General features: G+C 62.7%; 25 protein-coding genes. 12 read left to right on the top strand and 13 right to left on the bottom strand.

Annotated elements, in window-relative coordinates; genetic code table 11:
* Positions 1–71 precede the first annotated feature (71 nt).
* From J2T57_RS12555 to J2T57_RS12545, 3 genes are all read left to right on the top strand, one after another.
* Entirely contained in the window at positions 72–227 is a 156-nt protein-coding gene (locus J2T57_RS12555) for a hypothetical protein (RefSeq protein ID WP_253478800.1), read from the top strand.
* 160 nt (positions 228–387) lie between these two features.
* Positions 388–2,139, top strand: coding sequence for an AMP-binding protein (locus J2T57_RS12550; protein ID WP_253478798.1), 1,752 nt, complete (start codon positions 388–390; stop codon positions 2,137–2,139).
* Between the two features lie 12 nt (positions 2,140–2,151).
* Positions 2,152–3,051, top strand: coding sequence for a bile acid:sodium symporter family protein (locus tag J2T57_RS12545; protein WP_253478796.1), 900 nt, complete (start codon positions 2,152–2,154; stop codon positions 3,049–3,051).
* A 38-nt stretch (positions 3,052–3,089) separates the two neighbouring features.
* Here J2T57_RS12545 and J2T57_RS12540 read toward each other — a convergent pair whose 3' ends face one another.
* The 3 genes from J2T57_RS12540 to J2T57_RS22435 all read right to left on the bottom strand — a co-directional run bounded on the left by J2T57_RS12540 (position 3,090) and on the right by J2T57_RS22435 (position 4,527).
* On the bottom strand, positions 3,090–3,662 hold the full coding sequence (locus J2T57_RS12540; protein WP_253478795.1) for an outer membrane beta-barrel protein: 573 nt from the start codon (positions 3,660–3,662) through the stop codon (positions 3,090–3,092).
* An 83-nt stretch (positions 3,663–3,745) separates the two neighbouring features.
* Entirely contained in the window at positions 3,746–4,141 is a 396-nt protein-coding gene (locus J2T57_RS12535) for a fluoride efflux transporter FluC (protein WP_253478793.1), read from the bottom strand.
* Complete coding sequence (locus J2T57_RS22435; RefSeq protein ID WP_253478791.1) at positions 4,138–4,527, bottom strand: fluoride efflux transporter FluC; 390 nt, start codon at positions 4,525–4,527, stop codon at positions 4,138–4,140. Before J2T57_RS22435 ends, J2T57_RS12535 begins: the two co-directional genes overlap by 4 nt.
* A 193-nt stretch (positions 4,528–4,720) precedes the next feature.
* On the opposite strand from J2T57_RS22435, the gene J2T57_RS22430 reads away from it, so the two are divergent.
* Genes J2T57_RS22430 through J2T57_RS12515 form a run of 3 tightly spaced genes read left to right on the top strand, consistent with a single transcriptional unit; the run spans position 4,721 to position 6,659 of the window.
* Positions 4,721–5,188 (top strand): magnesium and cobalt transport protein CorA, encoded by a 468-nt coding sequence (locus J2T57_RS22430; protein ID WP_253478789.1) that lies wholly within the window; start codon positions 4,721–4,723, stop codon positions 5,186–5,188.
* A 30-nt stretch (positions 5,189–5,218) separates the two neighbouring features.
* Positions 5,219–6,217: a metallophosphoesterase gene (locus tag J2T57_RS12520; protein WP_253478787.1), complete on the top strand. Its 999-nt coding sequence runs from the start codon at positions 5,219–5,221 to the stop codon at positions 6,215–6,217.
* 22 nt (positions 6,218–6,239) lie between these two features.
* On the top strand, positions 6,240–6,659 hold the full coding sequence (locus tag J2T57_RS12515; protein ID WP_253478786.1) for a PA2779 family protein: 420 nt from the start codon (positions 6,240–6,242) through the stop codon (positions 6,657–6,659).
* Here the strand turns inward: J2T57_RS12515 and J2T57_RS12510 are convergent.
* Positions 6,652–7,647 carry a hypothetical protein gene (locus J2T57_RS12510; protein WP_253478784.1) on the bottom strand — a complete coding sequence of 332 codons (996 nt, stop codon included), beginning with the start codon at positions 7,645–7,647 and terminating at the stop codon, positions 6,652–6,654. The genes J2T57_RS12515 and J2T57_RS12510 overlap by 8 nt on opposite strands.
* Before the next feature lie 101 nt (positions 7,648–7,748).
* Here J2T57_RS12510 and J2T57_RS12505 point away from each other — a divergent pair, with 101 nt between their 5' ends.
* Complete coding sequence (locus tag J2T57_RS12505) at positions 7,749–8,462, top strand: DUF502 domain-containing protein (RefSeq protein WP_253478782.1); 714 nt, start codon at positions 7,749–7,751, stop codon at positions 8,460–8,462.
* Here the strand turns inward: J2T57_RS12505 and J2T57_RS12500 are convergent.
* Positions 8,459–9,643 (bottom strand): lytic murein transglycosylase, encoded by a 1,185-nt coding sequence (locus tag J2T57_RS12500; protein WP_253478780.1) that lies wholly within the window; start codon positions 9,641–9,643, stop codon positions 8,459–8,461. The genes J2T57_RS12505 and J2T57_RS12500 overlap by 4 nt on opposite strands.
* Before the next feature lie 382 nt (positions 9,644–10,025).
* Between J2T57_RS12500 and J2T57_RS12495 the strand changes: the two genes are divergently transcribed.
* Positions 10,026–10,643 carry a TRAP transporter small permease subunit gene (locus tag J2T57_RS12495; RefSeq protein WP_253478778.1) on the top strand — a complete coding sequence of 206 codons (618 nt, stop codon included), beginning with the start codon at positions 10,026–10,028 and terminating at the stop codon, positions 10,641–10,643.
* 2 nt (positions 10,644–10,645) lie between these two features.
* Positions 10,646–12,007 carry a TRAP transporter large permease gene (locus J2T57_RS12490; RefSeq protein WP_253478777.1) on the top strand — a complete coding sequence of 454 codons (1,362 nt, stop codon included), beginning with the start codon at positions 10,646–10,648 and terminating at the stop codon, positions 12,005–12,007.
* On the opposite strand, the gene J2T57_RS12485 is transcribed toward J2T57_RS12490, so the two are convergent.
* Both J2T57_RS12485 and J2T57_RS12480 read right to left on the bottom strand, forming a co-directional pair.
* On the bottom strand, positions 11,995–15,087 hold the full coding sequence (locus tag J2T57_RS12485) for an efflux RND transporter permease subunit (RefSeq protein WP_253478775.1): 3,093 nt from the start codon (positions 15,085–15,087) through the stop codon (positions 11,995–11,997). The genes J2T57_RS12490 and J2T57_RS12485 overlap by 13 nt on opposite strands.
* Positions 15,084–16,235, bottom strand: a complete 1,152-nt coding sequence (locus J2T57_RS12480; protein ID WP_253478773.1) for an efflux RND transporter periplasmic adaptor subunit — start codon at positions 16,233–16,235, stop codon at positions 15,084–15,086. The genes J2T57_RS12485 and J2T57_RS12480 overlap by 4 nt, the downstream gene beginning before the upstream one ends.
* A 77-nt stretch (positions 16,236–16,312) precedes the next feature.
* On the opposite strand from J2T57_RS12480, the gene J2T57_RS12475 reads away from it, so the two are divergent.
* Entirely contained in the window at positions 16,313–16,984 is a 672-nt protein-coding gene (locus tag J2T57_RS12475) for a TetR/AcrR family transcriptional regulator (protein WP_253478771.1), read from the top strand.
* A 53-nt stretch (positions 16,985–17,037) separates the two neighbouring features.
* Here J2T57_RS12475 and J2T57_RS12470 read toward each other — a convergent pair whose 3' ends face one another.
* Positions 17,038–18,126, bottom strand: coding sequence for a TRAP transporter substrate-binding protein (locus tag J2T57_RS12470; RefSeq protein WP_253478769.1), 1,089 nt, complete (start codon positions 18,124–18,126; stop codon positions 17,038–17,040).
* A 221-nt stretch (positions 18,127–18,347) separates the two neighbouring features.
* On the opposite strand from J2T57_RS12470, the gene J2T57_RS12465 reads away from it, so the two are divergent.
* Together J2T57_RS12465 and J2T57_RS12460 are read left to right on the top strand one after the other, a co-directional pair.
* Positions 18,348–19,277: a malate dehydrogenase gene (locus J2T57_RS12465; protein ID WP_253478767.1), complete on the top strand. Its 930-nt coding sequence runs from the start codon at positions 18,348–18,350 to the stop codon at positions 19,275–19,277.
* A gap of 52 nt (positions 19,278–19,329) precedes the next feature.
* Positions 19,330–20,838, top strand: a complete 1,509-nt coding sequence (locus tag J2T57_RS12460) for a patatin-like phospholipase family protein (RefSeq protein ID WP_253478765.1) — start codon at positions 19,330–19,332, stop codon at positions 20,836–20,838.
* A 56-nt stretch (positions 20,839–20,894) separates the two neighbouring features.
* On the opposite strand, the gene J2T57_RS12455 is transcribed toward J2T57_RS12460, so the two are convergent.
* From J2T57_RS12455 to J2T57_RS12435, 5 genes are all read right to left on the bottom strand, one after another.
* Entirely contained in the window at positions 20,895–21,578 is a 684-nt protein-coding gene (locus J2T57_RS12455) for an MliC family protein (RefSeq protein WP_253478763.1), read from the bottom strand.
* A 34-nt stretch (positions 21,579–21,612) separates the two neighbouring features.
* Positions 21,613–21,780 carry a hypothetical protein gene (locus J2T57_RS12450; protein WP_253478761.1) on the bottom strand — a complete coding sequence of 56 codons (168 nt, stop codon included), beginning with the start codon at positions 21,778–21,780 and terminating at the stop codon, positions 21,613–21,615.
* 32 nt (positions 21,781–21,812) lie between these two features.
* Positions 21,813–22,232, bottom strand: coding sequence for a calcium:cation antiporter family protein (locus J2T57_RS12445; RefSeq protein WP_253478759.1), 420 nt, complete (start codon positions 22,230–22,232; stop codon positions 21,813–21,815).
* 109 nt (positions 22,233–22,341) lie between these two features.
* Positions 22,342–23,862, bottom strand: coding sequence for a TolC family protein (locus J2T57_RS12440; RefSeq protein ID WP_253478757.1), 1,521 nt, complete (start codon positions 23,860–23,862; stop codon positions 22,342–22,344).
* A 10-nt stretch (positions 23,863–23,872) separates the two neighbouring features.
* Positions 23,873–25,138, bottom strand: coding sequence for an FUSC family protein (locus J2T57_RS12435; RefSeq protein WP_253478755.1), 1,266 nt, complete (start codon positions 25,136–25,138; stop codon positions 23,873–23,875).
* Between the last annotated feature and the right edge of the window lie 160 nt (positions 25,139–25,298).

Genomic DNA, 25,298 nt, shown 5'->3' with positions numbered 1-25,298 from the left:
CTCAACCGAAACGCCCGCTTTGTTCCATGGGAACGGCGCGGCGCCGATTAGCCGTCAATAACGGATCTTGCATGAGCATCGTGGACATCAATCTGAAAGAACTGGATCGACGCCGCCTCGAGGAACTACGGGAGGCGGTGGAGCAGGAAATCGAGAACCGGCGCTTCGAGGAGCGCCTGCTCTGGGAAGTGCGACGGCAGTCCCGCGGCGAGGCCCAGGCAGGCTGATAGCCCTGCATCTTGCATTTGTGGGTGATTTCATCGCATCGTCTTGCATAAGCAGACGGCGATGAGGGTTCGCTGCAGGCAACAGCCATTCCCTCCTTCGCAATCAACCGGTTGACGCGGCGTCTTGCGTCAACGGGATAAGAACAATGGAGGAGCGCGAATGGCCATGGCGTCGGCCTACGATGATGCACCCTGGAAACAGCATTTCCCGGACGGTATTACCGAGACGGTCGAGCACCAGCCCCATGCCAGTATTCCGGCGCTGGCCGCCGAGACGGCACGCCTCCATGGTGATCGCCTTGCCTTCACCACCTGCATGCCCAACGGTATGTCGGGGAGCCTGCGGTTTCGTGAGGTGGAGGCCCTTTCCGATGGCTTCGCTGCCTATCTGCGGGAGGAGCTGGGCCTCGCCCAGGGGGCCCGGGTCGCCGTGCAGATGCCCAACTGCCTCAGCTATCCGGTGGCGGTGCTGGGCATCCTCAAGGCCGGCTGCGTGCTGGTCAACGTCAATCCGCTGTATACCCCCCGCGAGATGTCGGCCCAGTTCCGCGATAGCGAAGCCGAGGCGCTGGTCATCATCGACCTTTTTCTCGACAAGCTTGAGTCGATCATCTCTGAAACCTCCATCAAGCATGTCGTGGTCGCCGGCGTTGCCCAATGGTTTCCACCCGTGGTCGGCGGCATTCTCCGGCTGATACTGAAGTACTGGCAGTGTGTCATTCCCGATCACAATCTGGACGTAGTGAGGCTGGATACGGCCATCGAGCGGGGCCGTGCGCAGCTCGATCACGTCCAGGTGACCGACTACTGGCACGAACTCGCGCATGGCGACACCGCATTGTTGCAGTACACCGGTGGTACCACCGGTGTGAGCAAGGGTGCGGTGCTGACCCACGGCAATCTGCTGGCGAATCTGGCCCAGGTCGATGCCACGGCGGGGGAGTTCATCGAACCGGGCAGCGAGTGCGTGCTGACGGCGCTGCCCCTCTACCATATCTTCGCTTTCACGGTGAATTTCCTGGCCTTCTACATGAAGGGGGCCCACAACGTGCTGGTGCCGAGTCCTCGGCCGATTCGTAACTGTCAGCGGGCGCTGGAGAACTATCCGATCAGCTGGATTTCAGGTGTAAACACCCTGTACAACGCTGTGTTGAACGAGGAGTGGTTCGCTCTGTATCCCCCGCCCAGCATGAAAATGGCCATGGCCGGGGGGACGGCCCTGCATCACGCCGTTGCGGAACGTTGGACGCAGATCGCCGGGTGCCCGATTGTCGAGGGCTATGGCCTGACGGAAACGTCCCCCGTGCTGTGTTTCAACCCGATTCGCAACCCGTTGCCGGACTCCATCGGCATTCCCGTGCCGGGCACGCGGGTCCGGCTGATCGATGAACAGGGCGAGTGCGTGCCGCCCGGTGAGCCTGGCGAGCTCATCGTCCAGGGACCGCAGGTCATGACCCGATACTGGAACCGGCCAGAGGAAACGGAGCGCAGTTTCCGCGATGGCTGGTTCTGTACCGGAGATATCGCCGTGATGGACGAGAACGGTTATTTCCGCATCGTTGATCGGAAGAAGGATCTGATCCTGGTCAGCGGTTTCAACGTGTACCCCAACGAGGTGGAAGACTGCATTGCCCGGCTGGATGCGGTGCAGGAGTCGGCGGTGATCGGCGTGCCGGATCGCCAGACGGGTGAGGCTGTGCACGCCTATGTGGTTCTGCGGGCACCGGGGCTTGGTGAGAAGGACATCCGGGAGCACTGTCGTTCGGAACTGGCAGCGTACAAGGTGCCGAGCCGTGTCGTGTTCGCCGAGGATCTGCCCAAGACCCCTGTCGGCAAGGTATTGCGGAAAGACCTGCGGGATCGCGCCCAGCCGGGCGACGAAACCACGCCATCTGACGAGCGCGTTGCCTGAGGAGCCCCGGCCATGCTCAACCCCGTTGAGGAGACCCTGCTCGGTCTGATGATGGTGGTCATCATGCTGGGCATGGGGGCGTCATTGACGTTCAAGGATTTCCGTCTGGCGATGCGCCATCCACAGGCCATCGGCGTCGGTTTTGCCTCCCAGTATCTGTGCATGCCGTTGCTGGCATTCTTTCTGGCCCGCTTTTTCGGCCTGACGCCGGAACAGACGGTTGGGCTGGTGCTCATGGGGTGCATGCCGGGGGGCACCACGTCCAATATCTTCGCCTATTTCTCGAAGAGCCTGCTGGGGCTCAGCATCCTGATGACGGTGTGTTCCACCCTGGCTGCCGTCGTACTGGTGCCGGTATGGATGGAAGTGCTGACTTCCGGTATTGATGAAGCCTTCCGGATTCCCCCTGGCGAAATTATCTCCCTGCTGTTCGTGCTCCTGATTCCGACCCTGGTGGGTATGTGGCTACGGCGGCGCAACGCCAACCTTGGCGCAGTCATCGAGCTGCTGGGAAGTCTGCTGGGGCTGATCGTGATCGTCTTTCTGCTGGCAACCTGGATTCCGCGGAACTGGGAGTTGCTGCTGACCACGGGTTTCGGCGTTTACGCGTCGGTGATTCTTCTGGGGCTGACCGGCTTTGCCTTCGGTTACCTGTTCGCACGCTCGCTGCGTCTCAATCCACAGAAAGCGCGAACGGTGTCCCTTGAGACAGGCATACAGAACGGCCCGCTGGGGGCGCTGATCGTGATCATCGTCTTTGCGGGTGATACCCAGCAGCAGATCTTGTTGATGCCGGTGATGTATTCGCTGTTTATCGTCGTCAACTCGACGTTCGTTACCCTGCTGTTCCGCTTCTGGACCAACCGGGAGGAACTGGCGCGGGATCGTGCCAAGGTGGAGCCGACTCGGTAATGCCGGGCCGTCCCTGGCCGTGATGTCCTGGGGATGTGCTAGAAACGGTAGCGGAAACCGAGCAGCAACTCGTCGAAGTCACCCACCGCCAGCTCGCCGCCGGCGGAGAACTGCGGTGCGAACTCGTAGAACGCATTGCCGAAGACCTGGGCATTGGTATGGCTGTCCACGCGGCCGACGCGCAGCCCGGCGGCGACATCCCAGGCCGGTGGCAGGGCGGCCCGGACACCACCCTCGAGGCGGAAACCGGCATCGTCGGCGTCACCGGCATCGTAGAGCAGGTCGGCAGCGCCGTAGACGTCCAGCTGTTGTTCCGTGGGTACGCGAAAGCCCAGGCCGAGAGAGAGAATATCCCGGTCCACACTCACCCGACTGCGGTCGCCGGGTGGTCCGGTACGACGCGAGAAGGTGTTGCTCTGGATGCCGCCGCGAACGAACAGCAGATCGTCCAGGGCGTAGCTGCCCCGTACCTGAATGCCCGCATCGCTACTGCCAAAACGCCCTGGGGGGTCGACAATGGAGACACCGCCCTCGACGTAGCTGTAGGTTGGGTCCTGGCTCATGGCCAGTGTGGGCAGGAGCAGTAGCAGGGCGCCTATCGTACGCTTCATCAGTCGCCTCCTTGATGGTTGAAAGGCGCTGCGAATCATGCCTGATAGGGGGTGCGCCTGCCACTGTGTCGAGGTTGCGACAGTCAGCGAATCGCGTTGTAGCGCCCGGCGAATACCCAGCCGGTCCAGCACGCAGCAATGGACAGCAGGACGGTGGCCAATACATAGCCGGCCGCCTGCGCTGTATGACCCGCCTGCAACAGGCTCACGGCTTCCGCGCTGAATATCGAGAAGGTGGTGAAGCCGCCGCAGAAGCCGGCCATCAGAAACTGGCGATACCGCTCGTGAATGGCGAACCGTGCGTTCTCTGCAGTCAGTACCGCCAACGCCCCGATGATCAGCGATCCCGCCACGTTGACGGCAAGCGTGCTGATTAGTTGGGGTTCCAGGCCGGCGACGGCCAGTAGATCCCGAACGCCGTGTCGGGCCATCCCTCCCAGGGCGCTGCCCAGCGCGACCATCATGACAAGCCTGTTCATGTGGGCCCCGATATCCAGAGCCCGGCGACCGCGTAGCCAACGGCAACCGCCGTCAGGCACGCAAAGACGGTGGTCGTGATGTAGACGGCAGCAGTCAGTCTCCTGCCGCCGTTTGCAAGCACTACGGATTGCAAGGAGAAGGTGGAGACCGTGGTGTAGCTGCCGCAAAGCCCCACCACCAGTAGCCAGAACAGCTCTGGAGGCAACCAGCCGGGGGCTTCGAGCAGCGGAATCAGCATACCCAGCAGCAAGCTGCCACTCACATTCACCACCCATGTCCCTACGGGAAATCCGGCAGGTGTGTAGCCCACCAGCCAGAAACCGACCAGGCTGCGAAGTGCGCCGCCCGCAGCGCTACCGAGGGCGATGGCAAGATAGCTGAGCACGATGGAAAGAGTTCTCCCTGGGTTGTTTTCCGCAGTTTTGTGATGGTAACCGCAACCTTGTGCGATACAAGGTATAAACGCCGCCAAAATGCTCTGGTGAGCGTCTTGCAGATATGCCAGTATGCCGCCGTTTTCGCGATGTTTAAGGTCGCGACCAGGGCAGGTTGCGTGATTACGCGGAGGCAGGGCAGAAGTGGACGACAAGGGCCAGCTGGAGTATCGGAGGGGCAGGCTGGTGCTGCCGGAAGGTATCGTGGACTGGCCGCCGGGACAGGTGGCGCGATGGCTGTCACGCGTACCCCTGGCTGAGCGTGGCCGTGCCTTCAGGGCATTGCCCCTCAACGTGGCAGCCGCAGGTTTTCTTGCCATGGAACCCAAGTACCGGGTGGGTCTGATCTCTGCCCTCAATCCGTCCAATGTCCGCTATCTTTGCGGCATCGCCCGGGACGAGCATCTGCTGGAGACTCTGGAACTGGCGGGTGACGATGTGCAGGCCAGCCTGATGCAGGCTTTGCCAGACTGGCGCAGAGCGCGCATCGTCGAGCAGTTGCAGCAGCGCGTGGCGGCGGAGAAGAAGGGCAAGGATAAGGATCGCGGCAAGCGGGATCGGCCGGACTGGTTGAGCCGGCTCGTGCGCGTGGTTCGCCACAAGGACCGATGAACCGACTCATGGCATCCGGAGGGTTTCACCATGGCGCAGGAGCCGCCGGATCTGTTTGCCCATCTCGATGGACGAGTGCCTGCCGAGCAAGTGCGGCGCCGTCTCGACCGCGAGGGGCCCGGTGGCGAACCCGTGGTGGACTGGCGGCACCGGCGTCTGCATCCGGAGAACTGGGGCGTAACCCGCTCGATGCTGACGGCGGTGCTTCGGGCCACCGGGCTTTACGAGCGGGGTCGCCGCAACGCACGGCGGTTCCGGTTGCGCCGGCGCCGACTTGTGTTGCCAGGCCTGGCGCCCGCGCTGGATGGATACCGTCTGCTGCAGCTGAGTGATTTGCATCTGGATGTGGATCACACCTTTGCCCGGGAGCTGGCCCGTCGCATAGCCGGGGTGACCTCGGATAGCTGCGTTATCACCGGGGATTTCCGTTTCAGTACCGATGGACCCATCGAGCCCATGCTGCGTGCCATCGACGTATTGCGCCCGGCGTTACCGCAGAGCGTTTATGCCGTGCTGGGCAACCACGACTCCATCACCATGATTCCGCCGTTGGAGGCAAGGGGCATTCGGGTTCTGTTCAACGAGAGTGCATTGATCCACCATCAGGATGGTGTGCTGGCCCTGGCCGGGGTGGATGATCCCCACTATTTCGACTGTGCTGATCCGCGGCGGGCCGCAGCCGGACTGCCTGCGGACGTTCCCCGCCTGCTACTGGCCCATTCCCCGGAATGCTATGTCGAGGCGGAGGAAGCCGGCTTTGATGCGATGCTCTGTGGCCACACCCACGGCGGCCAGATACGCCTGCCCGGTGACGTGGCGGTGCTGACCAATGCCCGTTGTCCTCGGCGGTACTGCCATGGTGCCTGGCGGTACCGACGTCTGTATGGCTACACTTCTGCGGGCACGGGGTCGTCGGTGCTCGATGTGCGCTTCAACTGTCCGCCGGAAGTCCTGTTGCATGTTCTGCGACCGGCGTCGCCGCAAGGCGTCGGCTTGTCTTCCGCGGACTCAGGTTCCATAGTTCGCTAGTTTCCCCAACTCAGGAGTCGCCATGTTGCCCCGTTCCGGTTCATCGTTGACCCGCGGCATTGCCGCAAGCCTCGCCCTGCTGTTCGCACTCATGAGTATCATGATGCCCACGGTTCACGCCGGGATGATTGGCACCGCCGATTACGCCTCCAGCGCAGCCGTGGCGGAACAGCGTGCCGATGTACGCGCCCTGTTGGCCAGGGATGACGTTCGTGAGCAGCTCATCGCCTGGGGTGTGGACCCGGATGACGCGGCCGAGCGCGTCGACAGCCTGACGGCCGATGAGCTTGCACAGCTCTCCGAGCAGATGGAGTCCATGCCCGCAGGCGCGGGTGTCGGCAGCGTGGTCGGCGCGGTGGTGTTCATCTTCCTGGTCCTGCTGATTACCGACATCCTCGGTGTCACCGACGTCTTCCCCTTCGTCAAGAAGACAGTCAACTGACCTGACGCAATCGCTCGTCCGTCTGATCCTCGTCACCGGGAAGGAGCCTGGTGGCGACGTGACTCAGGCCGAGCAACAGAAACAGCTCCAGTAACATCTGCAGGACTATCGCGGCGGATGCTGTCGCCGCGGCACCGCTGGCCAGCGCCACGGGCAGCACCACAAACGAATTCCTTGCATTCAGGCTGATCAGCAGCGTCCGCCCCGGTGCGGGCCGCAGCCGCACCGCCCGGGCGATCAGCACAGCGATTGCTGTCGCGCCGACTGCGAACCCCAGGTATACCCCGGCGACGGGAAGCAGCCAGCTCTGCCAGGCGCCCACCAGTGCCGATAACTGCGAAGTGCCGATCAGGCCGAGAACGACGACAAGCAGCCATTTACCGATGCGGTCGAGCTGGTGGGCGGTAAGCCTCAAGCCGCTGCCGGGTCGCAACCGCTGGAGCACCATGGCAACCCCCAGTGGCAGAAGCACGATGGCGGAAAAGACAATGAGCAACCGCATCGGCTCGAATGCCGCGAGCGCGGCGGAACCTGCCAGCAGGTAGATCCACACCGGCAGCATTACCAGTTGGCCGATCAGCAGCATGGGTGTGCTGAGTACCGCCACCTGGACGCTGCCCCGGCTCAGCTTGCTGAAAGTGACGAACCAGTCGGTGCAGGGCGCCAGGAGTACCAGGCAGACGGCCAGCTGCAGGCCTGGGTCGTCAGGAACCAGTAAAAGCAGGCCGCCCACCAGCAAAGGCAGACAAAGGAACTGCGCGAACGCCGCAGCCAGCATGTAACGCTTCGTCTGGGGCAGTCGTTGCTGCGCGACCAGGGGCACCTGCAGAAACGTCACGAAGAGCAGTAGCGCCAGTGTGGGCCAGAGCAGGCTGTCCGCCATGGCAACGGTGCCGGGGAGGGCAACACCGATTGCCAATCCGGCGAGTGGGGCGAGGGCGTAGGCCCCGAGGTCTCGCCACTGTCGTTGTCTGTCCCGCTGGCTCATTTTCGTGGGCTTCCTGGTGGGCTGGCATTACGCCGGTCATCATCGTGATTTATGCTGTGCTTGAACTGCCGGGCGCTGCTGTCCCCGGCCACGGGAGGACCATGCGAGGGCAGAGCGGCGAGACAAGGCGCGGCGGTATCCGTGCCCAACGTTATCTCATTACGGGTATTCTGACCGTGATTCCCCTGTGGATCACGTGGTGGGTTTTCAACTTCCTGTTCAATCAGCTCTCCGGTCTGGGCGCGCCCCTGGTCAGGGGGGTCGCGCGCTTCATCGACCCCCAGTTGCCCATGGTGGCGGAATTCATCGACCGCCCCGGTTTTCAGGCCGCCATGGCTTTCCTGCTAACCCTGTCGGCGTTGTACCTGCTGGGCTGGCTTGCGACCCAGGTGATCGGAAAACGGCTGATTGCGTTCTTCGATGGCGTTATGGAGCGTATCCCCCTGGTGGAGCGCATCTACGGGTCCACCAAGCGCCTGCTGACAGCATTGCAGGAGAAGCCCGAATCGGTGCAGCGGGTGGTATTGATCGCCTTTCCGTCTCCCGAGATGAAAGCTGTCGGCTTTGTCACCCGGACCTTTCGCGACGCCGACACCGGCGAGGAGCTGGCCGCCGTCTACGTGCCGACCACACCGAATCCCACCTCCGGCTACATGGAAATTGTGCCGCTGGCCCAGGTTGTGTCCACCGACTGGACGGTGGACGAAGCCGTGTCGTTCATCATTTCCGCCGGTACCATCACGCCCGGCGAGATCAACTATCGCCATAGCCGCGGCAGGGCGCACCCGATGACGCCGGGCAACGGCACAGACTAAAGCGTTCGTAACTGCTCCAGCAGTCTCGGGTCAGGGTAGCCGTCCGCGGGCAGGTCATTGGCGCGCTGGAATGCCCGCACCGCCGCGCGGGTCTGTCGACCCAGGATGCCGTCCACCGGGCCGGGGTCGAAGCCCTGGTCCGCCAGCCGTTGCTGCAGCTCCTCGACATCGTCCCGCCGCAAGGGATCGGAATCCGCCGGCTCCGAGGTCTGCAGGCCTGGCTGGCCCGAGAGTTGGTCGGCCAGCAGGCCTACCGCCAGCGCGTAGGACGTGGAGGTGTTCCAGCGCATGATCACGTGGAAGTTGTGATAGACAAGGAACGCTGGTCCGCGATGGCCGGCGGGTAGCAGCATGGCAGCCTCCATGTCGGCCTGGGGTAGCGCCCCGCCGTCGACCCGGCGCACGCCGAGATCGGCCCATTCGGCGAGTGGGCGCCGGCTGCCGATATCGGCAAGGCCATAGTCGAAATCGTCTGGAAGAGACACCTCCCGCCCCCAGCGCTCTCCATCACGCCAGCCCATGTTGCGCAGGTAATTCGCGCCGGTGGCCAGGGCGTCCTCCAGGTTCTGCCAGGGGTCCGAGCGGCCGTCACCGGTGGCGTCCACCGCGTGCCGTTCGAACGTGGCGGGCATGAACTGCATGTGCCCCATGGCGCCGGCCCAGGAGCCCCGCATTTGTTCGGGTGCCATGTGCCCTGCATCGATCAGGCGCAATGCCGCCATCAACTGCTCGCCGAAGAAGCGGGCACGACGCGGATCGCAGGCCAGTGTCCCGAGGGAGTCGAGCACCGGCATGCTGCCGAAATGGCTGCCGAAGTTTGTCTCAAGGCCCCAAAGCGAGACCAGGTATTCGGGGCGTACGCCGTAGTCGGCATGCACGCGCTCGAGTAGCGGGCGATACTCTTCGAGTCTTTCCCGGCCGGTTTCAAGCCGGGTGTCGGAGACCCGCGCAGCATAGTATTGCCAGAAAGTCTGCACAAATTCCGGTTGTCGACGATCCAGCTCCACCACCCGAACCTGGCGTTCGATGGGGCGAAGCGCGCCGTCGATTGTCGCGACGCTGATGCCCTCTCCGGCCGCCTGGTCCGCCAGCCGATCAACGCAGGCGCGAAACTCCTCTGCCGTCACCGTGAAGGGTAGGAACAGCAGGGCGAGCAGCAGCGAGCGCAGGACGGGATGCATGCGATACCTCCGGGGGTGGGTGCGGTCCTCGGCCGTATGGTGCGGACTTTGCAGAAGGCATTGCAAGCGGCGCGGATAAGTCGCTGAGTCGGGCCTGGCTGCCCCGTCGCGGGGCGGCGACAGTGCAGGGTGCACCTATTGCTCTATCTGCATCCCGTCATGATCTATCGCGGTCAGGTCATCAGGTAGGCGCGGCCGCGGTAAGTTCGCGTTTCTTCGAACGCGTTTGCCCCGCCTCGTCCCCACCGTTATCATGCCGCATACGCGTGTTCTTGCCGTTGTTTCGATGCTGGATCGCGCTGCCGGTGACCCCCCGCGCGGTTTCCACCAGGCATAACTATCAGTCAGTGGTTTCGGTTTCCGGGCAGACTCAGTCGATTGCATGCGATTCTTCCTGCGCGTTTCCTCCATCATCGACACGGTCAATGGCGCCATCGGTCGCCTGATGGGCGCTGCCGTCGTGGTATTGGTGTTGCTGGGCGTGATCAACGTGGTGGGGCGCTACCTTGGCGCACACCTGGGCATGCAGCTCAGCAGCAACGCCCTGCTGGAAGGGCAGACCTACGCCTATAATCTGATTTTCCTGCTGGGTGCTGCCTACGTGCTCCGGCAGGACGGTCATATCCGCGTTGATATCCTTTACTCGTCTTTCGGGCCCAAGCCAAAAGCGTGGATCGATCTTTTTGGCGCGTTGCTGTTCCTCATCCCGTTTTGCGCGCTGGTGGTGTGGCTGTCATGGGATTACACACTGCGCTCCTGGGGCTGGACCCATTTCCCCCATGGCTGGCCCGACGTTGAACGCATGGAGCGCAGCCCCCAGCCCGGTGGGCTGCCCCGTTACCCGATCAAGACGGTGATCCCGCTGGCGTTCTTCCTGCTGATGCTGCAGGGCGTGAGTGAGGCCATCAAGCGGATTGCCTGGCTGAGCGGTGTTCCCGGCTCGCCGCTGCCCGGTCGACCGGAAGCCACACGCCCACCCAGACCGGAGTCCACCGCCTGATCATGGAATATATTGCGCTGTGGATGTTCGTCTGCCTCTTGCTGTTCATGCTCTCCGGCTATCCGGTGGCCTTCAGCCTGGGTGCGACGGCTGTTGTTTTCACCCTGATTGGTAGCGATCTACTGCACGGGCTGAATGTGCCCGTTCCCTGGGATCCCGCCTTCCGCTTTGCCCGGCTCAACGCCTTGCCAGGGCGAATATTCGGCTCGGTCATGGACAACTACACCCTGGTAGCCGTGCCGTTTTTCGTTTTCATGGGCGTCATGCTGGAGAAGTCGGGCCTGGCGGAAGATCTGCTAAAGACCATGGGACGGCTGTTCGGTCGCATGCGTGGCGGGCTCGCCATTTCGGTTGTGGGTGTGGGGGCGCTCCTGGCTGCCTCTACCGGGGTCGTCGGGGCTTCGGTGGTCACCATGGCGGTGCTGGCCTTGCCCGTCATGCTCAAATACGGCTACGACCGCTCCCTGGCTGCGGGCACCATCGCAGCCAGTGGCACCCTGGGGCAGATCATTCCCCCGAGCATCGTGTTGATCATCCTCGGCGATCAGATGGGCGTGAACGTGGGCGACCTGTTCCTGGGTGCTTTCCTGCCGGGTCTGGCCTTAAGTGGCCTTTACGTGCTCTATATCGCCATCTATGCGTACTTCAAGCGCGATGTGGCGCCAGCCATGCCTGCGGAATCCGACGATTTCCAGGTGCAGAATCTGGCTCTGGCGGTATTCAAGAGTCTGCTGCCACCGCTGGCCCTGGTGGCCGTGGTGCTGGGCAGCATCTTTCTTGGTATCGCCTCGCCCACGGAGGCTGGTGCGATGGGTGCCTTCGGCGCCAGCCTGCTGGCGCTGCTGAACGGTCGCCTGACCTGGACCAACCTGTCCGCCGCAACAGCTGCCACCGTGCGGCTCACCAGCATGGTGTTCATTATCCTGGTGGGGGCAACGGCCTTCGCCATGGTGTTCAGCGCCCTGGATGGCACCTGGCTGGTCAAGGACTTCCTCGAGGGCCTGCCCGGTGGTCAGTGGGGTTTCCTGTTCTTCGTCATGCTGACCATCTTCATACTCGGCTTCTTCCTCGACTTTATCGAGATCACCTTCATCGTGGTGCCGCTGGTAACGCCGGTGGCTATCTTCTTCGGCTTTGACCCGGTGTGGTTCGCCGTGCTGATCGCCATGAATCTGCAGGCCTCGTTCCTGACGCCACCCTTTGGGTTTGCTCTGTTCTACCTCCGGGGGGCGGCGCCGGCCAGCATCACCACCTGGCATATCTACCGGGGCATCGTGCCTTTCATCGGCATCCAGTTGCTGATGCTGACCGTTCTGGTGGTCTTCCCCGATCTGGTGCTCTGGCTCCCGGCTCAGGCCAACTGACGGCGGTTTTCGTCCGCCGGATGTCCGTCATCAGGAACACGCCCGCGCACTGTGGGGCGTGCCACCAGCAGTCGGTAGGCTGCCGGCGTGGCCATGAAGGCGATCACCGTGGCGAGGAGCAGGCCACCCCCCACCGTCTGCGCGAAGGGGGGCCAGAAATCACCCGCCACGAACATCAGCGGACTCAGACCACCCACTGTCGTGATGGTCGTGGAAAGAATATGCCGACTCGTGGTTCCGGTGATGACTGCAGCCATGGCGTCCGGGTCTCCCGCCCTGGCTCTCTGGTTTTCATCCAGCGCCGCGATGAGAATGATGGTTGCGTTGATGGCCACACCCACCAGCCCCATGACGCCGACGATAATGACGAAGCCAAAGGCGTGCCCTGTCAGATAAAGCGCCAGTAGTCCCATGCCCAGAGCCTGGGCCCCGGCAGCGAAGACGATGGCCGCCCGTCGAAACGAATTGAATGTCAGCGTGACCACGGCAATCATCAAGGTTACGAGCATGAGCACTGAACCCAGCAGCCGGGTCACTGCCTCGTCCCGTTCCGCCGCCTCGCCGCCGGTCTCCAGTCGGTAGCCAGGCGGAAGAATCAGCGCGTCTTCCAGAAGGCGCTCCAACTCCGCCATGGCAATAGCCGGAAGGGTGTCCGCTTCAAGATACCCACGAATGACTTGCACCCGCTCACCGTTGCGTCGCTGGATGCTGCTCCAGGCCGGCTCCATTCCCAGGGTGGCCACGGATGCCAATGGAATGCCGTCGCCACCAGCCGTGCCCATGAGCAGCAGGTCTCCCAGGGCTTCGCCGTGATCGCGCCACCCCGCCGGGTAGCGCACCTGCACGGGCAGTTGCTCGGTTTCCTCCAGTAAGAATCCACCGTCCAAACCGGAAAGGGCGGCACCGAGCTGCGCCGACACCAGCGCTGGGTCGAGCCCTGATTCCCTGAGCAGTTCCTCGTCCAGTGCAGCGACCAGCTTGGTGGCATCCTGCGTGACAAGACTGCGAACGTGAGTGACCTGGGGCAGCTGCCGCATGAGCAGGGCGATCTGGTCCCCCAGGTCTGCCAGTGTGGTCAGCTCGTTGCCATAGACGCGCAACTCGAGCGGCGCCTCGAAGGGAGGGCCCTGTTCATATTTGCGCACGATGATCTGGGCATCTGGCAACGCGGCATCGAGACGGCGCTGCAATTCCGGAACGATGCGCTTGGTCGCGGCCTGGGATTCGGTGTCGACGATGCCATGGGCGAAGGCAGGATTGCCGTCATCGGTTGGTATCTGGTTGTAGTACACCATGGGCGCATTGCTGCCCACTACGAACCAGGTGTGACGCACTCCCTCGAATTCCCGAATCACCGCGGCCGCCCGCTCCGCCGCGGCACGTGTCTGATGAATGTCGGCGGTGGCGTTGAGTCGTAACTCCAGGTGGAACTGGTCGCGGTCAGCCGGGGGAAAGAAGGCCACGGGGATTGTTGGCATCATGGCGATGCCGATGACGGGCAGGCTGAAGGCTGCTGCCAGGGTCACCGCTGGCACCTTCAGGCCTGCTCCGATGAGACGGCGGAAGGCGTCTGCAACCCACGACTGTCCATTTTCTCGCACCGTCGGTTGCGGAAAGAGCTGCGTCAGGGCGGGAACCAGAAGCAGCGCGACCAGGTAGGAGCTCGCCAGGGCCACGATCACTGCCATTGCCAGCGGCCCGACAAACTCGCCGGCACCGCCCGGAAGCAGAACGATGGGCATGAAGGCGAGGATGGTGGTCAATGTGCTGGCTAGCAGCGGAATCGCCAGTCGTCGCAGTGTCATGGACGTTGCGGCAAACAGGGAATTGCCGTCCGCCAGGCGCTGGCGCAGGGCGTTGGTAACCACGATGGCGTTATCCACCATCAGCCCTAGCGCAACGATGATGCCGGTCACGCTCATCTGGTGAATTTCCAGCCCGGCCAGGGGAAACAGGGCGAGGGTCAGCAAGGCGGTGGCAGGGATGGCGAGCCCCACGGTGATGGCGCCGCGCCAGCCCAGCGTCAGAAACAGCAGGGCCACGACGATGGCAAGACCAGCGAAAAGACTTCCCACCACCTGGTTCAGCCGTTCGCTGGTGTAGCCGGCCTGCTCGAAAACCAGTGTCGCCTCCAGGCCGGCGGGAAGGCTATCCTCAAAGTCGTCCAGCATGGCCCGAGCGCGTTCCATCCAGCGATCCACGCGTTGACCCGCACCCATTCGGGCGCCTACCAGCACCACGGTGCCGCCATCCAGCATGGCGTACTGTTCGGCCGGCTCAAGCAGACCACGGCGTAACTCGCTGATGTCGGCGAGCCTGACCGTTTGCCCCTGGCGCGTCGTGATACCAACGTCCCGCAGGCGGTCAAGACTCTCGAAATCGCCAGCCAGTTCGACGCTCCCCCGCATCGATCCACCGGTCAGTTCGCCACCGCCCCGGCGGGCGTCGGCCGCTTCCAGCCCGCGTGCAATGGTGTCGGGAGAAAGGCCGAGCCCTGCGACGCTCGGCGGGTCCAGTACAACTTCCACCACTTCCCTGCTGGCACCGAAGCGATTGGTATAGTCGGTGCCGGGAAGGGAGCGGAAGCGGTCTTCAAGCAGATCGGCGTAGCGCCCGAGGATCAACGGGTTCGCCGGGGTATTCAGGGTCCAACCGATAGCCACGACGGCCGTAAAGGCGTAACTGCGATCATCGACCAGCAGCGGGCGCTGGCTGCCGGCGGGCAGAGCAGCCTGGGTATCCGCGATCCGGTCACGGATCCGGCTCCAGATGGGCGCGACGTCTGTAACGTCGTCGGCTAGCTCGATGGAAACCACCGACAGACCCTGCCGGGAGGTGGACTGCAGGGTCTCCACTTCCGCGATGGTACGGATGGCGTCTTCCAGCGGCTTGGTTACAAGCGCCTCGACCCGGGACGGTTCGGCGCCCGGATAGGGCGTCAGGACGGTCGCGTTGCGGCCGATGAAGCGCGGGTCTTCCTGCCGTGGCAGCGTCTCGATGGCCGTCATGCCGGCGACAATCACCAGACCGATCACCATGGCGACAAGACGGCGATTGAACAACAGTTGCACCGGCTTCATGGGGTTGCCTGTCGCAACAACTGGACGCGTTGCCCAGGCACGATACGGTGCGCGCCCTCGGTGATGACCAGCGCACCGCTATTCACGGTTCCACGTACGAAAACGTGGCTACCGTTGCCATGCAGATACTCGACGCTGGCACGGCGGACGATGGCGATGCCATTGCTGTCTGGTTCCGCAACCAGCAGGCTCCATAGCCCCCGTTCGCCGGACGCCAGTGCGGTCGTGGGGACCCAATAACCTGGCTCTTCAATAAGGGTTTCGGTTTTCCATTCAACCAGTTGACCGGGGATCAGCCCATTGCCGTTGTCCACATCCACGATCAGTGTCGCGGTCTGGCGGGACGCGTCGATTTCGGGGATCAGGGAGCGGACCGTCCCGGTGAAGTCCTGCCCCCGGCTGTTCAGGGTCACTGTCTCGCCGGCCTGAACCAGGGCCGCAGCCTTGCTGGCCGGAACGCCGATAAGCGCCTCCAGGCGACGATGGTCCATGAGTTGGAAAGCCGGTGTACTCCCGGCGAGCATGGCGCCGAGTTCTATGTGCTTCTCGGTAATGCGGCCAGCAAAAGGCGCGCGCAGGGCGCTGTCGTCGATGTCTGCGTCAACGCCAGCCAGGCCCGCATGCAGCCCGGACAGCATGGCTTCCATCCGCCTGCGCTCCGTTCGACTGCGGTCCAGCGCTTGTCGGGTATTCAGATCGCTTTCGCGGAGGCTTTGCTGCCGGTCTTCCTCCAGCCGGGCGAGCTCCAGAGCGATTGCCGTCTCGTCCAGTTGCGCCTGGATTTCCGCACGCCGGGCAAGCAGACGCCGGGTATCCAGGCGGGCCAGGATCTGTCCTTCGCTGACGGCATCGCCAAGGGCGACTTCAATGTCGACCACGCGCCCCGCCGGTTCAAACGCCAGGGCCACTTCCCGGGCGGGATGGAGCCTGCCGGTGAGGCGGGCGGTGGTTGTGAACCCGGACTCCGGTTGCAGTGCCAGAGTGGAAACCGGCAGCAGCGCTGCCTCGCCACTGCTGTCGTTGTGGTCAGCACCGGCTTGCTGCTGCAGGGCCTGTATACTGAGTGCTGTGATTACGATGATGAGCAATACACCGCTGGTGGAGGCGAGGGCGCGAAGCAAGCGCTTGAATCCGGGGCGTCCTTCCATGACGATCGCGTGCCTTTATTAATGAACGATTGGGTTCAGATAGGATAATACGTGTACGCCAGCGTTCAAGAAAAAATATGACGAGAAAGACACATTCCACCGCTAATTCACCGAATCGTCGCCGCGCAGGCCGCCCAAAGGATGCCGACAAGCGCGACGCCGTGCTTGCAGCGGCAGTGCGTCTCTTCTTCCAGCATGGTTTCGATGGTGTGAGTGTTGAGGCGGTTGCGCGGGAGGCGCATGTTTCCAAGGTCACGGTCTACGGGCACTTTGGCGACAAGGAGTCGCTATTCCGTGAAGCGATCAGTCGTGAGACGGCACAGATGCGGCGGTCGATTTCACAGTTGCCGGAGGATGCCGAGGGACTGCGGAGCACGCTGATCGGTATCGGCATGGGCATGATGCGTTTTCTCATGCGACCGGAGGTTCTCGCAGTGGAGCGCGTCATCGCCGTTCAAGGTCAGCAGCATCCCGAGCTGGTTCAGGCCTTTTTCGAGGCCGGTCCCTGGGCGGTCTGCAACTGGTTATGCCAGCAACTGGAGGCGCTGCAGCGGCAGGGGCTACTGGTGATGCCTGATATTCTGTCGGCTTCCGATCAACTGGTGGGCATGTGGCAGGGCATGCTGATCAAGGAGTTGCGGATGGGTATTCGCCCGGTGCCGGACGAAGAGGCCTTGCACGCCCATGTGTCGGCAGCCGTGGATACTTTTCTCCGTGCCTACGGCGCGCAGAGCGCGGCCCGGAAATAACGGGGGTGCCACAAGGGCACCCCCAAAGAGTCATCCTCCGAACTCCGCAGTGATCAGGAGTGGTCGTACAGGAAACGCTCGTATGCATGGGTGGTGCGGGCATTCCAGCCGCGCACGATATCCCGATGCTGTGCCCAGTCCTCGTAGATGGTGCGATACATGCTGGAGGCTTCCATATCCTCTTCGTGTACCACCCGGGCGCCTTCGCGGAAGGCGTCCATCACGGACTCGGGGAAGTCCTTGACCTCGATACCGTGCTCTTCCACCAACTCGGTCAGTGCGACCGGGTTCTTGGCCTGGTACTGCGCCGACATCCAGGCGTTGGATTCGTAGCAGCACGCACGGATCTGGTGCTTGATATCGTCCGGCATGTCGCCCCAGACGTCCAGGTTGAAGTAGAAGCCCAGCATGGCGCTCGGCTCGGCCCAACTCGGCATGTAGTAGTAGCGGGCTACGCGGTGCATGCCAAGGATCTGGTCATCAAAGGGACCGACCCACTCTGCGGCGTCCAGCACTCCGCGCTCCATGGCGGTGAACACTTCGCCGCCGGGTAGTTGCTGGATGTTGACGCCGGCCGCCGCCATGACCCGGCCACCATGCCCCGGGAAACGCATGCGCAGCCCGCGCAGATCGTCGGGGCTGTTGATCTCCTTGTTGAACCAGCCGCCAGTCTGCGCACCGGTGTTGCCGCCGGGATAGGCGATCATGTTGTCCCGGGCATTGAGTTCGTCCCAAAGGGCCTGACCATTCCCGGCAATCATCCAGGAATCCTGTTCCGGCAGGGTCAGACCGAAGGGGATTGCGGTGTAGAAGCCGTGGGCCGGCGTCTTGCCGATGAAGTAGTAGGGTGCCGTGTGGCAGCACTCGAAGGCACCGTTGGAGACTGCATCGTAAACCTCGAACGGCGAGACCTGCGCACCGGCGGGGTAGGTACGAACGGTCACGTCACCGTCCGTCATTTCCTCGATACGCTTGGCGAAATACTGCGCAGTGCCATACAGGTTGGTCAGCGCCTCCGGCCAGGAAGTCACCATTTCCAGGCGGAACCGGCGGTTCTGCGCAAATACGTGGGGGGAGAACACGGTACTGGCCGCAACCGTGGCGCCTGCACCCGCCCCGGTGAGAAATCTGCGTCGCTTCATTGCTTCCACTCCTCGATTTTCCGTTGTCGTCAGGGGCGGGCGTTATCCATCGTCCGCGCCAGATTGCTGCGCGAATGTCCAGAACATTCAACGCGTGCGGTGATTGTGGCACCACTCGGCGCAACGGTCCATCCGTGCACATGGCCTTCGGATCCGCTGCGTTTGGTGGCCGCTCAGCCGCCATCGTATGCTGACCGAAAAAGGGCATTCGAGGGCATGCAATGAAAGTATCCGTCATCGGGCTGGGCCGCGTGGGCTCCACACTCGCCTACACCCTGGTGCAGCGCGGTCTCTGTGACGAACTGGTGCTGTACAACCGCCGCCCCGAGGTCGCGCTTGGCGATGCCTACGACCTGGAACATGCCGCCTCGTTCACACCCTGGTTCACCCGCATCCGTGCCGGCGATCTGGATGCCACCGCCGGATCGGACATTCTCGCGTTCTGCGCCTCCGCCAGCCTGCCTGACGGTGCCAGCGACCGGCGGTTGCTCGGTCCCGCCAACGTGGGGGTGCTGGAGTCGCTGTTGCCGCGGCTTGCAGAGCTGAGCCCCAAGGCCTGCCTGATCATGCTGTCCAATCCGGTGGATGTTCTGGTCTGGCACGCAGTGCGACTAACGGGCTATCCCGCCGGGCGGGTGCTTGGGACGGGAACACTGGTGGACTCAGCCCGCTTTCGCAGCATGCTCTCCAATGCGGTGGATATTCACCCGGACGACGTTCGAGCGTACATCCTCGGCGAACATGGCGAGGCGCAGTTCCCAGTGCTCGCCATGGCACAGGCTGGCGGGGAGTACCTGGGCGATCACGCCGCCACCCGGGCGGCCTATGAACAGGTGCTGCAGGCCGGCTATCGCGTATTGCAGAACAAGGGCTACACCAATTTTGCAGTGGCCATGGCCACTGCCCTCATTATCGAAGCCATTGTGCAGGACAGCCGTCGCACTATCCCGGTGAGCATCCGCCTGCGGGACTACTTCGGCATCAGTGACGTCTGCCTGAGCGTTCCCGCAGTGATCGGGGCTGGCGGCGTGCGTCGCGTGCTGCGCCCCCGGTTGTCGCAACAGGAGCTTGAGCAACTCCGCAGTGCCGCCCAGGTGGTAGCGGCGGAGACCCGTCGTGCAGGCAAGCAGCTCGCCGCCGATGAGCCTTAGGGAAGCGCTGAAGTATTCACGCCGCTGCGTTAGAGAGACACTGAGAGGCATCATGAGTAACTGCGCCGCAGCAATCAACGTCTCCGAACGCTACGCGTGGGAACGCTTTCTGCCCCAGTTCACGTGCAACTTGCTGCTGGGCTTGATTCTGGCGTTAGCACTCACCGCATGCACAGCAAGAAATGTGGGCCCTATCAATGAGCCCGCTTCCGGCTCGACCCAGGAAACGGCGCGTTTTATCAATGATTACGGGGACGACGGTTCCCTGATTGTCGGCGTTGCCTTTTCCGGTGGCGGAACAAGAGCAGCAGCATTCGCCTACGGGATCATGTCGGAATTGGATGCGATCAGTATCGACGAGATCCCACGAAAAAGGACGGTATCAGACAGCATTCGAATGGTGTCAGGCACGTCAGGCGGCGCGGTGGCAGCGGCTTATTTTGCTTTTCGAGGCCCTGATGAATTTCATCATTTTCGCGAGCGCTTTCTGCTACAGGATATCGAACAGAGCTTGCATACCTCGTTGGCTTCTCCTGCAAACTTAGTGCGGGCTCTGGGTGGAGGCATGAATGATCGCGATGGTTTCGCCAAGTGGCTTGATGACGAACTCTTTCATGGGGCAACCTTTTCCGCGTTCGACTCTGACCTCGCCCCGCTTCTCTGGCTGAACGCCACAGACATCTCTCATGGGGTACCTTTCCTGTTCACCCACGAGACCTTTGCTGCATTATGCAGCGATCTCGATCAAGTTCGGATTGCCGATGCTGTTGCGGCGTCAGCCGCTCTTCCGGTGGCATTTTCGCCAATCGACGTCAGGGCATACGGACCGGACTGCGACTACCAGACACCCAGTTGGAAGGCGCGCGCGCTGACGGATCCGCATGCACCCTTGCGCTTGAATGCTTACGCCCGCGCCCTGGAGTCTTACCGGGGCGACAACAGCCTGACGCTGATTCGTATCCTTGATGGGGGCATTACCGATAACATCGGCATAACGGGTCTCGCGCTGGCTCGGGCAAGTGCAGAGACACCCTATGGTCCACTCACGGAAGTGCAGGCGGTAAACCTTGAGAGGCTGCTGTTCATTGTGGCGGATGCAGGCAAGGCACCGAAACCCGCCTGGGTGATGATCGACCGAAGCCCCAGGCTGCGGGAGATCGCGCCTGCGCTAACCAACGCCACCATCGCAGCCTCGGTTCGGAAGGGGTTCGATGCTCTCGGCCTGGCTGTCAGAGACTGGCAGCAGGACATCATCAGATTCCGCTGCGGTCTGACTGAGGAGCAGGTGCGCGAGCATCGTGGGTCGCTCGATGGCTGGAACTGTTCGGATGTCCAGATCGCGGTCGAACTGCTTTCTTTTCGCGACATTGAGCCATCGATGCAGAGTCGGTTGAATCAGATACCCACACGGCTGGTACTGACGGAGGAGCAGGTTGACCTGGTGATCAACGCTGGACGTGAAGCGGTCCGCAAGAACGCAGCCATCCAGACTACGGTGGGTGACATTCGTCAAGGGTCTGATCTGAACGACGAGAATTCCGATTACGACGGACCGCCTTGAGGCGGCGCTGATCGATCGGTTCCGCGTTGCCATAGACGCCCGGCAAGGCGGTGGGTTCAGCGCAGAAAACGTCCGCAGGCCTGAAGTGTCTGCCCGTTGATCCCCAGACTGACTGTGAGCGGGAATGTCCATCCAACATTGGTGTCCTGACAAGGCGCGGAATCGAGCGTGACTACGACGTCCTTACCACCGGATTCAGCGCGATAGCCCGCTTGATCGGCCAACACCTCGATGTCCTCGAAGACCTGGTGAAGGGCGCCATGGTCCCGGGTCAGGATCATCAGCATCTCTTCTTCAATGACCTCGACGTGCCAGCCCGGCTCGTTACCCACCGCCCTGAAATCGACACCCTGGAGCATGGCCCGGGTCCAGGGAGACAAGCTGTCGCGCGGCGAACAATCGATGCTTTCAGTGCCAGCCGTGGTCAGTCGTGCCTGATCGGAACCCCGGGTCCAGAATTCGATGTCACCGTCGTCGAATCGGGCCCCCGACGCTGCGGGCACCTCATACAGTTCGACCCTGCCCCAGGGCAAGGACAGGGATACCTGACCGTCGGTCTCGAAGGCCGCGTCCACGGCCACATCACCGCACTGGAAAGAGTGCCATTCTCCAGCCAGTGGTCCCGAATTCGTGTCCTGTGCGCTGCCAGTGACCTCGACTTCCGTGGGCGGGTTCTGCGCCTGCTGGCCGGTGCAGGCCACCAGGAACGCCACTGTTATCACCAACCAGAACTGTTTCATTTGATGGACTCCATTACTGGTCATTGGAGCATTTTCAGGGTATGCCCGAGATCGTCAGGAATGCAGCAAATATCACCAGGTGGATCGCACCCTGGAGCACGGTGGTCCGACCCATGGCCAGGGTGATGGTGGCCATGAACAGGGAAAGTACAAGTAATACGATGTGTTCAGCGTCCAGCCCGAGTGCCAGCGGTTTGTTCAAGATCAAGGTCAGTAAAGCCACGCAGGGAATGGTCAGGCAGATGCTGGCCAGGGCGCTGATACGGTAAAGTCCGGTAAGACCAGTGCAAGTACGGCCACCGTACCCAGCAAGCCCAGAGCCGCCGTCGCCCCTCTTGCGCGGAACTCCTGTTCTCGATAGCGCAGCCCGCCGACGAGCAGACTCAGTCCGACGATGCCGTTGAGCGTGATCATGATGGCGGCAAACACGGTATCGCGGGCAATGGTGATGATACCCGGTGGGGCATTGAGCACCACCGTCAAAATCAGGGCAACTTCAATGACAGTGACCGCAACGGCCAGCACCACGGCACCAAACGGGTCGCCGAGGCGCAACGCGATAGTTTCAGCATGATGCACCGAGGAGAATACTGCGCCCAGGAGCAACCCAATGGCTGGCGCCGCCAGCCACAGTGAGGCTGGGTTGGCGCCCATCAAGGCAACTGCCCCGGCGAACGAAAGGGCCACGAAGGGGACCAGTAAGGTCCAACGCGAAGTGATGGCTCGCCCAATGCGCCCGCGCCGAATGCTCATGAGAGCACTGTCAGAATTCGGCCGGAACATCGCGGTTTGTGAGCTGGCCAGTGGCAAAGGCAAGGGCCGTAGCGGCGGCAAACGTATCGGCAAAGGCTTGCTCGCGGAGGAGTCGTGCGTCGTTCAGCGCGATCTTTGACTGACTCACCTCGGCCAGCGTCGTCAATCCGTTCTCGTAGAGTCCGAGGGCCGTTTCGTAGGTTTCCTGCCCGGCGTCGAGCAGTGGGCCGGAGGCTGTGTAGGCGGCCAGACTGCTATGCAGCAGGCTGTATGCATCGACGATTTCCTGGGCGGCCACATTGCGGATTTCCACAAGATCCTCTTCGGCGGCTTCCGCTTGCAGTCGCGCCTGGGCCTCCCGGGTCCGGCGGCGCCCACCGTCAAACAGGGGCATCGTGAAAAGGATTCCGGCCACGCCCTCGTCATATGCTCGATTCATCGAGGCTTGCCCGCCGAAGCGGCTGTCACTCAGGTTGAAGCGCCCCATCACCCGTCCGACCTCGGCGACAGCCGCGATCCTCGGTCGAGACTCAGCTGCCACGAGATCCACTTCGGATCGGGTCGCCCGCACGCGGGCCAAAGCGGTCCGAATATCGGGCCGCCGGGTCAGAGAGACCTCGATCAATTCGTCGAGCGGTATCGGTACCTCTGCCGGCAGCTGCCGATCGGTGAGATCCGCTACCCGGATCGGGGTCGTGGATGACAGTCCCATGGCATGCATCAGCGCCGACCGGGTTCTTTCTTCCCGCCGCTCGGCCACTGTCAGGTCGAACTGTGCTCGGGCCTCGATTTGCCGGGCCTGAGCCACCTCGACATTGATCGCCAGGCCCTCCTCAAGCCTGCCCTCAGCGACCCTGAGCAGGGTTCGGGCGTCCTCCAGTCGTTCCTGGTCGATGTGGGTTTCCGCCCGTGCGGCAGAGAACTGAAAATAGGCTTGACTCACCTCGAATATGACTCGTTGGTGGGTGCCGTGAAAGGCGATATTGCTGGCGATGGCTGTCTGTTCCGCGATCTCCATGGCGGCATCGCGCCTGCCGAAGTCGAACAGCAGCCATTCCACCGCAAGACTGGGTACCACCTGATATCCGGTTGCGGTCAATGTCCCCGACCCGATTCCAAGCTCCGGAATGTCCGATTCGAACTGCGACATCCTTGCACCGCCCGCGAGCACGTTGGCGGACAGTTGCGGCAGATACGTGGACTCGACGACATCCACCGAAAGAGCGGCTTCACGAGCGCGTAGCCATGCGGCCCGGGTCGCCGGCTTGGTGCGCTGTGCAATATCGATAAGCTCGGCGAGGGTGTAGCTCCGTTCGGGATCGATGTCGATCGGCCACTCGGTCGGCTGTTGCCGGCGCACGAGTGCGGGTGCCGGATCCTCTGACGGTGATGGATCGGCGGGAAGCGAGAAGTCCGATGCACCGGTTTCCGTTCGCGCAGTTTCCACCGGTGTCGAGGGGTCGGGAGAGGTCATGTGGGTGGCCTGCTGCGTGCAGCCCACTGCCATTGCACAGGCCGCGACAAGTGCCATTCGATGAAGCTCAATTCCCATTGGCTTTCCCTTCCCCTGTCAGGATTCCGGCCAGAACTCGTGCGCGGTCGTGTATGGCGTCACCCGAGTCGATGGCTTCGTCCGGGTCTGACGGTCTGTGGTCGACTGATGCCTCAAGGGTGGCGGCGAGTCCCGTAGTGTTCATCCCACCGAGCAGCGGCAGCAACCGCGCCAGCTCCCCGACGGTGGCGAGTCGTCTGGTGGCCCCTGTCTGTGCGCCGGCGAGGGGCGTGGGCCACTCGAAGCGCATGACCTCCTGGGCGTGGCGTGCAGCACCGATATGCCGGTGAACGGACTCAAGGCGATTCTCACCCCGGAGCACTTCGGCTATTGCCTCAATCGCGGCTTCTGTCTCCTGGTCGCGCGTGTCACTGGCGCGCTCCGGCCAGAGCGACGAGAAGACCAGCCCCATGATGCTGATTCCCACGAGTATGCCGAGCACGCGGTAGCCCGCATCCGAGAGATCGTAGTTGGGACCGAAGTCCATGGGTGATCCGGGCAGAACGCAAATGAAAAAGGCGAGGGCTATCTGAAAGCCCGCGTACTGCACGCGGTATGATCCGGTGGCCACCCAGCCCGCGATCAGACTGCCCATGGCAATGAGCAGGAAGAGGTGTCCGGGGTCCCACAGGTGCGGCATCACGAAATACACCGCGAAGGCTCCCATGGCCGCGCCGATCAGGCAGCCGATAATGCGCAGGGTACTCTTGTGGAAGGTCTCGCCGGAGGTGCCGAGCGCGACGACGAAACAGGTGACCATCGCCGTGTGAATCTCGAACAGACCAATGCTGGTGTACAGGGCGTAGGTCAGAAAGACGGCGAGCAGCACCTTGAGCGCAAAGCGGGTGTATACAGGATTCTCGAAAGCATCCGGCTTCAGAAATGAATCCTTTGGCTCGGACGCTGCTGGTGCTGTTGGTGGAACCGCCTCCCGGGCGGCGGCGAAGGAGCGGGCGGCCGCGGCAACCGGTCCTTCACCTGCGGGCAGAGACGGCGCTGCTCCCTCGGCCATCCGGCGCAGCGCAGGTGCGAGTTCGGGCTCGGGCCGGCCCACCGCAACAGCCGCCTGAGCGGTCGCAACCAGCTTGAAGCTCGCCGTCAGCTCGGCCTCGAGCCGCGCTTGCTCTTCGTGCGAAACCTGAGCGAGCAATCCCGCCATCTTGATGTACTTTTCAGCCGCCGCATTGCCGTCCTGGAGCAGTCGGTTGGTCGGGCCCGGATCGCCACCCTCGGCGAGTCTCGCAGCCTCGAGCAAACGCTCTCGCAGCCGCGCGCGCGCCAGCCGCAGCGGGCTGCGGCCGGCGAAGACGTTGAGGGCGACGAGTGTCGACTTCCCGTGTTTAGGCCCATCCGAAACTAGAGGTTTCCGGTTGGTTTAACTGCCGGTATTCGGCAGGCGTCAAATCCCCAAGCGA

Source organism: Natronocella acetinitrilica (genome assembly GCF_024170285.1).
Classification (GTDB): domain Bacteria; phylum Pseudomonadota; class Gammaproteobacteria; order Nitrococcales; family Aquisalimonadaceae; genus Natronocella; species Natronocella acetinitrilica.
Note: the sequence above shows the minus strand (reverse complement) of the source record. Positions and strands in the feature narration are given on the sequence as shown.